At 27.8% G+C, this 13,293-nt stretch carries 9 protein-coding genes; 5 read left to right on the top strand and 4 right to left on the bottom strand.

What is annotated here, in order from left to right; translation table 11 throughout:
• Positions 1 to 2,051 (top strand): Ig-like domain-containing protein (locus VJI94_RS07050; protein WP_324008830.1); only part of this gene is annotated, 2,051 nt, incomplete at its 5' end.
• A gap of 781 nt (positions 2,052 to 2,832) precedes the next feature.
• Here VJI94_RS07050 and rsmG read toward each other — a convergent pair.
• From rsmG to VJI94_RS07035, 3 genes are all read right to left on the bottom strand, one after another.
• Positions 2,833 to 3,546: a 16S rRNA (guanine(527)-N(7))-methyltransferase RsmG gene (gene rsmG / locus VJI94_RS07045; protein ID WP_324008829.1), complete on the bottom strand. Its 714-nt coding sequence runs from the start codon at positions 3,544 to 3,546 to the stop codon at positions 2,833 to 2,835.
• Positions 3,539 to 5,425 carry a tRNA uridine-5-carboxymethylaminomethyl(34) synthesis enzyme MnmG gene (mnmG, locus tag VJI94_RS07040; protein WP_324008828.1) on the bottom strand — a complete coding sequence of 629 codons (1,887 nt, stop codon included), beginning with the start codon at positions 5,423 to 5,425 and terminating at the stop codon, positions 3,539 to 3,541. Before mnmG ends, rsmG begins: the two co-directional genes overlap by 8 nt.
• Before the next feature lie 569 nt (positions 5,426 to 5,994).
• A complete protein-coding gene (locus VJI94_RS07035) occupies positions 5,995 to 6,549 on the bottom strand; it encodes a sigma-70 family RNA polymerase sigma factor (RefSeq protein ID WP_324008827.1) in 555 nt (184 codons plus the stop codon).
• Between the two features lie 222 nt (positions 6,550 to 6,771).
• On the opposite strand from VJI94_RS07035, the gene rpiB reads away from it, so the two are divergent.
• The 4 genes from rpiB (at position 6,772) to VJI94_RS07015 (ending at position 10,858) form a co-directional block, all read left to right on the top strand.
• Positions 6,772 to 7,203 (top strand): ribose 5-phosphate isomerase B, encoded by a 432-nt coding sequence (rpiB, locus tag VJI94_RS07030; protein ID WP_009447620.1) that lies wholly within the window; start codon positions 6,772 to 6,774, stop codon positions 7,201 to 7,203.
• 8 nt (positions 7,204 to 7,211) lie between these two features.
• Positions 7,212 to 8,171 (top strand): NAD(P)H-dependent glycerol-3-phosphate dehydrogenase, encoded by a 960-nt coding sequence (locus VJI94_RS07025; RefSeq protein ID WP_118059279.1) that lies wholly within the window; start codon positions 7,212 to 7,214, stop codon positions 8,169 to 8,171.
• A 9-nt stretch (positions 8,172 to 8,180) separates the two neighbouring features.
• Complete coding sequence (locus tag VJI94_RS07020; protein WP_324008826.1) at positions 8,181 to 8,606, top strand: hypothetical protein; 426 nt, start codon at positions 8,181 to 8,183, stop codon at positions 8,604 to 8,606.
• A gap of 224 nt (positions 8,607 to 8,830) precedes the next feature.
• Positions 8,831 to 10,858: a serum opacification factor gene (locus tag VJI94_RS07015; protein WP_324008825.1), complete on the top strand. Its 2,028-nt coding sequence runs from the start codon at positions 8,831 to 8,833 to the stop codon at positions 10,856 to 10,858.
• Between the two features lie 47 nt (positions 10,859 to 10,905).
• Here VJI94_RS07015 and VJI94_RS07010 read toward each other — a convergent pair whose 3' ends face one another.
• Entirely contained in the window at positions 10,906 to 13,209 is a 2,304-nt protein-coding gene (locus tag VJI94_RS07010; RefSeq protein ID WP_324008824.1) for a KAP family P-loop NTPase fold protein, read from the bottom strand.
• Between the last annotated feature and the right edge of the window lie 84 nt (positions 13,210 to 13,293).

Below are 13,293 nucleotides of genomic sequence, written 5' to 3'. Positions count from 1 at the left end.
GAAACAATGAATACGAAACAAATGAAACAACAAATCCAACTTCTACAAAGCCAAAGAAAGATGTATTTGATAGTCAAAACGATCAAGTAAGTATAGACGGACAAATAGTAAAAGCCGGACAAGAACTGCTTTACAAAGTAACTTACAAGAACACAACAGGAAAAGATCAAAAAGTAGAAATAAAAGATAAGATTCCTGAATATACAACTTATGTAGACGGATCAGCAAGTGATGGCGGAGTTTACAAAGATGGAGAAATTACTTGGACAAAAGAAAAAGTAGCAGCAGATGAAACATTTGAAGTTACTTTCAAAGTAAAAGTAAAAGATGATGTAAGTGGCGAAGTAATAAAGAATAAGGCAAATGTATTAGAAGGAAATAACAAGTTTGAAACAAATGAAACAACAAATCCAACTTCTACAAAGCCAAAGAAAGATGTATTTGATAGTCAAAACGATCAAGTAAGTATAGACGGACAAATAGTAAAAGCCGGACAAGAATTACTTTACAAAGTAACTTACAAGAACACAACAGGAAAAGATCAAAAAGTAGAAATAAAAGATAAGATTCCTGAATATACAACTTATGTAGACGGATCAGCAAGTGATGGCGGAGTTTACAAAGATGGAGAAATTACTTGGACAAAAGAAAAAGTAGCAGCAGATGAAACATTTGAAGTTACATTCAAAGTAAAAGTAAAAGATAATGTAAGCGGCGAAATAATAAAGAATAAGGCAGATGTATTAGAAGGAAATAACAAGTTTGAAACAAATGAAACAACAAATCCAACTTCTACAAAGCCAAAGAAAGATGTATTTGATAGTCAAAACGATCAAGTAAGTATAGACGGACAAATTGTAAAAGCCGGACAAGAATTACTTTACAAGGTAACTTACAAGAACACAACAGGAAAAGATCAAAAAGTAGAAATAAAAGATAAGATTCCTGAATATACAACTTATGTAGACGGATCAGCAAGTGATGGTGGAGTTTACAAAGATGGAGAAATTACTTGGACAAAAGAAAAAGTAGCAGCAGATGAAACATTTGAAGTTACATTTAAAGTAAAAGTAAAAGATGATGTAAGTGGCGAAGTAATAAAGAATAAGGCAGATGTATTAGAAGGAAATAATAAGTTTGAAACAAATGAAACAACAAATCCAACTTCTACAAAACCTAAGAAAGACGTATTTGAAACTAAAGATCCTGAAGTAAGCATTGATGGTAAAGAAACAAGACCTGGTGCCGAATTACTTTACAAAGTAACTTACAAGAACACAACAGGAAAAGAACAAAAAGTAGAAATAAAAGATACTATACCTGAACATACAACATATGTAGAAGGTTCAGCTAGTGATGGCGGAGTTTACAAAGACGGAGTAATCACTTGGACAAAAGAAAAAGTGGCGCCTGGAGAAACATTCGAAGTTACTTTCAAAGTAAAAGTAGATGAAAACGCAGGTGGAAACACTGTCAAGAACAAAGCAAATGTATTAGAAGGAAATAACAAGTTTGAAACAAACGAAACAACAAATCCTGTATCTACAAAACCTGTTAAAGATGTATTTGATAGTAAAAATGATAAAGTAAGTATAGACGGTAAGGAAGTAAAAGCCGGACAAGAACTACTTTACAAAGTAACTTACAAGAACACAACAGGAAAAGATCAAAAAGTTGTAATTAAAGATGCTATACCTGCACATACAAAATATGTAGAAGGTTCTGCTGATAACAACGGTGTTTATGAAAATGGAGTAATCACTTGGACAAAAGAAAAAGTGGCACCTGGAGAAACATTTGAAGTTACATTTAAAGTAAAAGTAGATGAAAATGTAAATGGTGAAGTAATTAAGAATAAGGCAAATGTATTAGAAGGAAACAATAATTACGAAACAAACGAAACAACAAATCCTACACCTAAAAAACCTGGAAAAGAAATACCTAGAACAGGATTTGGAGCAAATACTGCATTATACACAGCTTTATTGGGATTATCAACTGTTGCACTTGGTGGATTTAGAATCAGATACAAGAAAAAGAATAATAAATAAGTTATAAACTGGTAGATTCATTTTGATAAGTGGATTAGAAATATTTATATTCTTAAAATATAATAATATTTGATGAAAGAGATTGGGATGTAAAAATCCCAATCTTTTTTTGCATGTTTTTGGATATACTCTAATGGGTCAAAATTCTGAAAATAAACTTCAAATATTAATAAGACTTATGTGTAAAACAAAATGTTTTATGTCATAGCAACTTATAAAGTAAATCTCTTAAAGCCTCATTATAACGAGGTTTTCTTGGTTGATGTATCTGCGATACATTTACTTTTGCTTGAAATCAAGCAAAAGTATGAGATCTTTCGACTTCGCTCAAGATGACGTGTACGGAGAACACTTTGATTAATGGCTAGACGTTAAAAACAAATAAACTTCAAATGGTATTTAAAAATTTTATATTAAACAAAATAACTCACGTCATAGAGCTTTGCAGATATACTCCCAATACGTCATCTCGACTGGAATGAGCGAAGTGAATGAAGTTAATCTAGCCCTAACTTTGTTTACTCGTAAACAAAAGTAGGTCTGACGGGGTAATTGTATCTTTAGATACAATTGCTCTGGAGATCTCATAAAGCCCTATACTTATGATTTAGATTTTCATAGTCGATATACTTAGAATAAATACTTTAATATTATTTAGGTGCAATCTTATTTTTACTTGTAAACAAGAGCGGGTCTGTTGGGTAGTTGTACTAGAAGTCTCCTTTTATATAAAATATTATAAACATAAAAAAAGAAGGTATTTCAACCTTCTTTTACTCTTTTATAACGGTTTTTTCTTTATTTGTCCCATATTTCTTGGAAAATTATCCGGAGTTTTTCCTGTCTTTTTAATAATCAAAATATTTCTTTCTGAAATTTCTCCATTTTGCTCGATTTTAAAATTCAATACATTCTCTAATCTGCAATTTAATTTTTTTAGTGCATTTTTTGAATTTTCAACTTCTTCAAGATATGAAGGCCCTTTCATTGCAAGAAAAAGTCCGTTTACTTTTAAAAATGGAATTGTAAATTCCAAAAGTAAAGATAGGGAAGCGACAGCTCTTGAACTCACTATATCAAAACTTTCTCTAAAGCCTTCTTTTCTTCCAACTTCTTCTGCACGTCCGTGAATAGCCGCTATATTTTTTAAATTCAAATCTTCGATTACGATATTTAAAAACTTAATCCTTTTATTTAAGCTATCTAACATTGTTATTTTTAAATTTTCATTATATAGTTTAAGTGGAATTGCAGGGAAACCTGCACCAGTTCCTACATCTAAAACAGTTTTATCGTCATCAAAAAGTCCAGTTTTTGTAAGCAATAGACAATCTAAAAAATGTTTTGTATTCATAGCTTCTTCATCTGTAATAGCTGTTAAATTTATTTTTTCATTCCATTCCAGAATTAATTTTTTGTAAATTTCAAACTTTTCCAAAGCTATATTACTTAAAATAATATTTTCTTTTTGAGTTAAACTTTTTAAATTATCCATTTTTTCTCCTTTGAGTTTCAAGATGAATAAGCAAAACATTTATATCTGCTGGACTTACTCCTGAAATTCTACTCGCTTGTCCTACTGTTTCAGGTCTGAATTTTGCAAGTTTTTGAACTGCTTCAATTCTAAGTCCAGATAGGGAATTATAGTCGATATTTTCAAGTTTTTTGTTTTCAAGTTTTTTAAATGCCTCTATTTGTTGACTTTGTTTTTCTATATAACCCTCATATTTAATCATCGTTTGAACTTGCATCTTTATCTCTCTATCCAAAGGTTCACGAGTTGTATCCAAATCCTTAATCATCTCATAGTCAAGCTCAGGTCTTTTTATTAAATCATAAAGGCTTACTGCAGTTTTAAGTTTCATACTTCCCAAGTTTTCCAAAGCCTTATTTGTATTTTCCTTTGGAGTTAATATAGAAGATTTTAGTCTATTTATTTCATTTTCAATTAAAGTCTTTTTGTTTAGGCATTTTTCGTAACGTTCTTTAGTTGCCAAACCTATATTATAGCTCATTTCCGTAAGTCTTAAATCTGCATTATCTTGTCTTAAAGAAAGTCTGTATTCAGTTCTTGAAGTCATCATTCTATAAGGCTCATCAGTTCCTTTTGTAATTAAATCGTCGATTAAAACGCCGATATAGGCATCACTTCTGGTAAGCACAAAAGGTTCTTTTCCTAAAATATTCATTGCTGAATTTATCCCTGCGATAATACCTTGACTTGCAGCTTCTTCATAACCGGAGCTTCCATTAATTTGACCTGCAAAGAATAGATTTTTAATATCCTTATGCTCTAAAGTAGCCCTTAAAATAGTCGGATCAATACAATCATATTCAATTCCATAAGCAGGACGCATAATTTTAACATTTTCAAGTCCTAAAATACTTTTATACATCTGCTTTTGAACTTCAAGGGGAAGAGTACTGCTGACACCTTGAATATACATTTCAGAAGTATCCAAACCTTCCGGTTCAATAAAAACTTGATGTTTGTCTTTTTCATTAAAACGTACAATTTTATCCTCAATAGAAGGACAATATCTTGGACCTACACCCTTTACAATTCCTGCATACATAGGACTTCTATGAAGATTTTTTTCGATTATTTGTTTAGTTTCCAAAGTTGTATAAGTTAAAAAACAATCTTCTTTATGATTTCCTATATCTTTTCCCTCATTCATAAAGGAAAATGGAATTATATTGTCATCTCCTTTTTGGATATCCATTTTTGAATAGTCAATGGAGTCTCTATGAACTCTTGCAGGAGTACCTGTCTTGAAACGTCTAAGTGGAATACCTAAATTTCTCAAACTATCACTTAAATAAGTAGAGCATTTCCAGTTGTTTGGACCACTTTCATAACAGTTTTCTCCAATTAAAATCATAGATTTAAGATAAGTTCCCGTACAGATAATAACTGCTTTTGCAGGAAAGATTTCATTTGAAGTTGTTAAAACTCCTGTTATTTCATTATTTTCAGTTAAAATCTCCTTAACTTCTGCTTGAATTAAATCTATATTTTTTTCGTTTTCTAAAACTTTTTTCATTTCAGTATGATACATTTTTTTATCTGCTTGAACACGTAAACTGTGAACAGCTGGACCTTTAGAAGTATTTAGCATTCTGGATTGAATAAAAGTCTTATCTATATTTATCGCCATTTCTCCGCCTAGAGCGTCTATTTCACGAACCAAATGGCCTTTTCCCGTACCGCCAATATTTGGATTACAGGGCATATCTGCGACTGAATCCATGCTTATTGTAAGAATTGCAGTTTTTAATCCAAGTCTAGCGCTTGCAAGACCTGCTTCACAACCGGCGTGACCTGCACCGATTACAACAACATCATATTTTTCATCTATAAAATTTGTCATTTTTTCTCCTTAATAAAAATCTACATAAATATACATATTATATTTTACCACAAAATTGTAAAAATTTCATAAAAATATACAAAAAAAGAACTCAAAGAGTCCTTTTTGAAATATGGGGGAGAAGATTTAATTATTGATGTATCTACGATACATCGATATGAAATTTTCATACTAAATGGAGCTTTAGAAAATTTACATAGCAGTTATATTTAACGGTTTTATTTTTTAAGTCCTTTGCAGGACTTACTATTATTTGCAAGCAAATAATAGTGTGAGATCTCTCCACTTCGTTTCGCTTTGCTCAACTACGGTCGAGATGACGTGTTAGAAAAATTCCTTTACATAGTACTATGACGTGAAAAATTTTAATTTTATATAAAATTTTAAATATTCTTTAAATTCTATTTACTTTTAACGTCTAGCTATAAAACGAAGTATTCTCCTTACACGTCATCTCGACCGGAATGAGCGAAGTGAATGAAGTCGAAAGATCTCATAAAGCTCTATGCTTATGATTTAGATTTTTAATAATTGATGTATCGTAGATACATCCCATTGGTATCTAAACACTACAACTCTCTAATATCTAGCTCATTTTCTACAAACTTAACTTTAAGTTTTTTCTTTGCTATTTTATAATACTCTTTAACTGTGTCTTCTTTTATTTTCATTTTCTCTGCAATTTCTTTATTTTTTAAATTTTCATAAAATTTGTATTCTATAACCTCTCTTTGCTTTTGGGGGAGAGTGGACACAATTTCTCTTATCTTTTTATTCAATTCATTTGTTTCAATATCTCTTTGTGTATCTGCATTTTCGTCAACAATAAGCTCCAAAATTTCGATTGTCTCGTCATCTTTTGACTGATATATTTTAGTATATGTCTTTTCAGTTTCTTTTTTTCTTTTAAAAAATTTTTGCATATAAAAAAATTTTAATTGATATTTTAAATAACATTCAAGTGAAACTTTTCCACCACCTTTATAGCTCTCCAAAAGCTCCAAAATTTTTACAACTCCGTCTTGATACGCATCTTCATAACTTATGTAATTTGCAAAATACTTTTTTATACTCGCTTTAATCAAAGGGCTAAAATCTTCTATAATTTTCTCTCTATCGTACATATTTCCTCCTGATTACCTAGATATGACGGTATTTACAGTAGTTGGGTTAAGTTTGCTAATTCTTGATATAATTATACTACTATTTTAACTTTAAGTCAATTATAAAGTTACCAAAATTTACAATAATACTATTAAGTCCCTTTATAAGTTACTTAAATACTTGACTATAATTCATAAATATATTATTATTAATTATATTAAATAGTATGTAAGGAGAGTTGTATGAAAATAATAATAGGTAATGATCACTCAGCAGTTGAGATGAAAAACGAACTTGTAAAATTTTTAGAAGAATTGGGACATGAAGTTATAAATGTAGGAACAGATGAAACTAAAAGCGTGGATTATCCGCTTTTTGGAAAAGCTGTTTGTAAAAAAGTTTTAGAGAATGAAAATTCTTTAGGAATTGCAATTTGTGGAACAGGCATCGGAATTTCAATAGCTTGTAATAAGGTTAAAGGAATTCGTGCAGGTCTTTGCAGTGAAAGTTTTTCAGCTAGAATGACTAGAAAACATAATAATGCAAATGTTCTTTGCTTGGGTGCGAGAGTTACCGGAATTGAACTTGCAAAAGATATTGTAAAAACTTTTATTGAAGAGGACTTCGAGGGTGGTCGTCATCAAAAGAGAATTGATATGTTGGAAGAAAATTAGGAGATTTTATGAAAATTGCTGTTATAGGCTGTGGAAGATGGGGAAGTTTCATAGCTTGGTATTTAGATAAAATAGGAAACGAAGTAACTTTATACGGAAGAGAAACTTCTGAAAAGATGAAAAACTTTTTAGAGAATAGGAAAAATAATTTTCTTGAATTACCAAAGTCCATTACTTTGACAACTGATATAAATGATGTTTTTAATAAAGATTTAATCATTATTTCAGTTGGAACACAGGGCTTAAGGGATTTGTTAAATAAAAATAAAGCTAATTTTAAAGAGAAAAATATTCCTATTATCCTTTGTATGAAAGGAATTGAAATAAAGACAGGTTTTACACCTACAAAAATTGTAAAGGATATTCTAGGAGAAAATTATTCTTGTGGTGCTTGGATTGGACCTGGACATGTTCAGGACTTTACAAATGGAATTCCGAATTGTATGGTAATTGATTCGGACGATAGGGAATTGGTTAAAAAATTAGTTGATTCTTTTTCAAGTAATTTAATCAGATTTTACTATGGAACTAATCTTTTGGGAAATGAAATCGGGGCAGCTTCAAAAAATGTAATAGGTATCGCTGCAGGAATGCTTGACGGATTTAATTTAAGCTCATTAAAAGGAGCTTTGATGTCAAGAGGAACGAGAGAAATTGCAAGACTTATTGAAAAAATGGGTGGAGATAAAAGCTGTGCATACGGACTTTGTCATCTTGGAGATTATGAAGCTACTGTTTTTTCCGAATTTAGTAATAATAGAAAATTTGGAGAAAAATTTGTAAAGGGCGAAAGTTTTGAGAAACTTGCAGAGGGATATTTCACAACAAAGGCATTAATGGATTTATCCGAAAAATACGATGTTGAATTGCCTATAACAAATGCAGTTTATGAAATAATCTATAATAAAAAAGACCCAAAAGAAATTTTGGATAATCTTTTTAAAAGAAGTATAAAAATGGAATTTTAAGGAGAAACTATGTTACCTTTAATTTTAATTCCTTTACTTTTATGTATTTTTAACATCTATCGGAGACTAACCTGTATCATAAAAGTAAAGTTTACAAAATTTACATTAATGACTCTAATAATAGCATTAACTCTTATGCTATTTGCAGGATATAAATTTAAAAATGACTTAGTGGGTTATATAATAGTTTTATCTTGGTGGCTGGCTTTCTTTACAAGCATTATAAGTGCTGGAATAAGTGAAAGAGGAATTGTTCATCCATGGCAATTAGTTGCAAAGCTATACAGATGGGATAGAATAAGAAACTTTTCAATTGAAAACAAAGGAAAGACCATAATGGTAAACTTTAAAATCTTTAGAGACTTAAGACAAGAATACGACAAAAGCGACCTCGATAAAATCAAAAAAATCGCTAAAAAGAATAAATTGATATAAAAAAATCACAAAAAATACATTTTTTTGTGATTTTTTTACATATTAGTGGGTATATATGACAGGTATCGCTTGAGATTGATAGGCGAATACATTATCCTATTATAGGAAGTGTAGAAAATTTGAGCTTTTGTTTATAATTAATTATTTATTACGAAATAAACCTTTAATTGTTTTTAAGCTCATTTTTTATATAAAAAATTTTTAAAGGAGTAAAGTTACGATTTATGAAAAAATCAAAATTATTAGTCTTTATTTTACTGTTTAGTTTTGTAATCAATTTTTTACCTAAACAAGCTCTGGCAAACGAAGATAAACCGCCGGAAAATAAAAATAAGGTAGTAGAAGAAAAAAAGGAACTTGTAGTAAAAAAAGAGGGAACCGACAAAGAAATATCGGATAATGGAAAAAGTGTAAAAAGAAGAGATGTTGAACAAACAAAATTATTTGATATTATGAAATCAGCTGTTGTCGAAAAAGATAAGTCAATAACTGTTACAACAACAATTAAACCAAAGCAAATTTACAATGGTGCAGATGTTATTATTCTTTTGGATACATCTAAAAAAATGACAGAAGAATCTAAAAAAAGTGCAAAAGAAAGTATTAAAAAAATAGTTAAGACTCTTTTAGAAGATGATATGCACAAAAATCTTAATTCAGTACGTTTAATCAGTTTTTATCGTCAAGTTAAAGATTCAGTTGAGTTAAAACCTTCAAATGTTGAACAAATGGTAGAAAAAGCATTTGAAGAAGCTAAGAAAAACACTAACTATGGTGTAAGTATGCAAGCGGCTATACATAAAGCTGAAAGCATTTTTGATAAAGAAAAAAATAACGGTAAGCGTCAACATATTGTACTTATGTCTCAAGGAGAAGCGACTTTCAGTTATGATATAAAAGACAAGGAAAAAGCTAGAACTACAACAGTCAAAGGGGATACTGTTGTGGGTGAAAGTCCGTTTTTCCCATGGCCTTTTTATGTTGAAAAAACATTTAAAAAAGCTAATATGATTAAAGATTTTAAAGCTTTTATAAAATTGTTGAACAGACTTGGAATTCATAATTTTGATAATATAAAAGATAACCTTGGTCTAGCTGATTATTTAAAACTTTTTGGATTGGATTCCGTTTTTGACTATATAAAACTAAAAGAATTTGAAAGCAATAATTTTGATTCTTCAAACTTTGATTACTCCAAGACTGTTGGAGAGGGATACCATAATCACAGTTATCAAAGAATTAATGTTGTAAGTAAGGAATTTCCGTTTAAAAAGACTATTATGGCTGCTTTGAGAAGCAAAATAGAAAAAGAAAATGCCGGAGAAGTTGAAAAAATACTTAATAAAGCAACTGTAAAAGTGATTGAAACTGCGTTAGATACTATTTTCTACCAAAGAGAATATGTATTCTATAATCACAATTTATCAGCACAAGGCGAAGCGAAAATAGCTAAAAATAAAAAAATAAGTTTTTATTCCGTAAATGTTACTGATAAAAGTGATAAGAAAAAAGCGGAATTGGAAAAATATTTAAAAGATATGTCTGAAAACGGAAAATTTTTAGATACTAATGACAGTAAATTAGCCGATAAATTTAAAGATATATTAAAAGAAATTTCTATAGAAGATAAACTTCATAAGGATTATGAAGCTGAAATCCTTGAAAAAGACGGTAATGCTACATTCAGTAAAGCTGGAAAAGGCTTTATATTTTCATATCCTCCTAAAGTTAATTGGACTTTAAATGCAGAAGATATAAAAAATGCTTTTGAAAAAGATAAACCTTTAAAATTAGTTTATAAACTAAAACCCAAAAAAGATGTAGGCACAGCTGACATCACATTAGTAGAATCTACTGCAAAATACAAGATAAATGATAACAGCCAAAAAAGTGAAGCTGCAGGAAAGTTATTATTAAAACTTCAAGATGTCATTATTGAATCAAATGTAGTTGATGAAACAGAAGATACTCAAAGCGGGTCAAGCGGCTCTTATCCTAACGGAAAAGACTTAACAACTGTTGAAGATACTAAACCGGAAGGAAATAAAAAAGAAAATAATAATAATAAAGAAAATAATAATAAAGAAGATAACAAACAAAAACCTAATGATGTAAATAAAAATCAAAAGGCTAAAGTTCATAAAGAAAAATCATCTAAAATACCTAAAACTGCAATTGCAGGATCTTCTACATTGCTATTGACAGTTGGACTTCTAGGAATGTATATTTCTAAAAGAAGAAATGGCAGATAGAGTGAATTAAATAATAAGATACAAATAAGGGAGTGAAATTCACTCCTTTATTTGTTGTTTATTTTATCGTTTTTTATTTCTTCTAAAGCAATTTTTATCATTTTTTTAAAGTCTTCATTATAAACATTATATTTAGTATTTACTAATTTTTCTAAATTCACCATAGTTTTTTCGTATATTGATGTATTAAAACAAAATTCTATATCTTTTAAAAATTGTTTAATAGAGCTAGAAATATTTTCTTCTGAAACAATAGTATCTTTATCTAAACCTATTATTGTACGGTAAAGTTCTCCTAAAAAGAATATTATGATATTTTTATTATTACCTTTATCATTATCATATAAATAGATATCTGTTTTATCTATAAAATAGATAAAAAGTCTCATTTTGAAATATTTAGTATTTTCATCATTTTTTAATTTAATTTTAGATAGATATATATACAGGGAATGAATATAATTACGTTCTAAATACTTATTATTTACATTAAAGAAATCTTCTATACTATTATAGTCAGTATTACTAATATTTTTAAAAAATTGTATTATTTCTTTATATTCTTCTGTATAAAAGTTATGAGAAAAATAATCTTCAAAAATATCTTTGTTACAAATTGAATGTTTTAAAAACTTTGAATTAATATTATAAATAGGATACTTCTTTTGTGGTTCTTTTTCTAAATTATAAAAATTTGTTGATTGGAATGATAAAAGTTGTAATAAATCAAAAAAATTACTTTTTTTTGTTTCTTTAAAAAACTTTATTTCTTCTTTAGTACAACATTCTATATTTTCTTTTTCTGTAGTAATAAAGTTTTTATTTTTATAAATTTTGAAATATAGTTCATAATCAAAATATTCTATTAATTTAATAATTAGGAAATCTAGCTTATTTAGAGAAACATCATTTATATCATATATTATAATATTTAAAAATCTTATAAAATCTCTAATATTATCAAATTTTGAAGCAACTTTCTCAATTGTTTTGTTATTAACTACTTCTAAATTATAGTTGTTAATACTTTCAGGAATTACAAAAAAAGTTTTGTTGTTTATATTATATATATCTTCTATACAATTTTTTAAACAATTATAAAAGATTTGTTGTTTATCGAAATTATGTATTTTAGGGACTACAATTTCTTTGTTTATTATTTTTTCAAGATATTTTGGATCTATTTTGTCAGTTCTAAATATACTTTTTAATCTCTTTTTATCATAAGCTACTATATAAGTTATATTTGGTAATTTGAATAATGTACCTATAAGAGTAAGTAAAAATAATACATTATCAGAATTCATCCTATCTAAATTATCTATAATAAAAATTAAATGATTTTTAGATTTTTCAAGTTTTTCTTCCAAGTCTGCTTTGATTTCTTTATATTCAGTATATTCATCAATTCTATTTTCAAAAAAATTTCCAATTCCTTTACCAATATATGGAATATTTGTAGATATATTTATAAGAGCATTTTGAACCTTTTTTCTTTTAAAATAACTGATATTTTCTTCTAAAGCATCCATTATTATATTATACATTGCTAAAATTAGTGAGTCTTGAGATTTAATTGTCCAAGGATCAAAATCGTCAATTATATTAACATCTTCTCTATAAACAAAATTTTCTAACAGTGTTGTTTTTGCTAATTCTATAATTGTACTTTTACCACTTCCCCATTCTCCAACAACTCCAATTGTAAAACTATCAGGATAATTTACAGATGTAGCTATTGAATAACATAAATTATAAACTATATCTTTTCTTTCGAATAAATCTTCTTCAATTTTATTACTATCCATAATTTGTATTTTATTATAATAAGAAATATTAAAATTTCCCATATAGATATCCCGTAAAGTATAGACTTTTTTGCTATTTTCTTTTGAATTGATAAGTTTTTCATTATTTTTACTATTTTCTTTTAAACTGATGGACTTCTTGTATGAATATAATCTATAAATTAAAATAATAAAAAAAACAGAAAAAATTAAAAGAATTATAGTTTTTAACTTTATAGGTAATAAGGGGCTTAATATTCCATTTTTAAGGAGTTCTATTAATATTAGGAAAGTAAATAAAATTATTGAAAAAATAGTTATTGTTGTAATTATTTTATCAAACTCTGTTATATTTTTAGATTTTAAATCTTTTCTAATACTTAAAAGGTATATAAATAGACAACTCAATATCGTAAATAAAAATATTTCAAATTTATCAGAATTTTTATAAAAAAAATCTTCAAATGCATAATATATAGTAGATGTTACTATTGATATTATAATAACAAAATATATATCTACTTTTTTTCTTATTTCTTTAAAATACTTTTTTTCCTTATCCATAACTCTCTCCCTTACAATAATTTTTAACATTTAAACATATGATTATTATATCATAATTCCATTTTGATAATTATATTTAGGTTA

Source organism: Parvimonas sp. D9, assembly GCF_035282565.1.
In the GTDB taxonomy this organism is placed as follows: domain Bacteria; phylum Bacillota; class Clostridia; order Tissierellales; family Peptoniphilaceae; genus Parvimonas; species Parvimonas micra.
The sequence above is the reverse complement of the archived record's forward strand: the minus strand, read 5'-3'. Positions and strand labels throughout refer to the sequence as shown.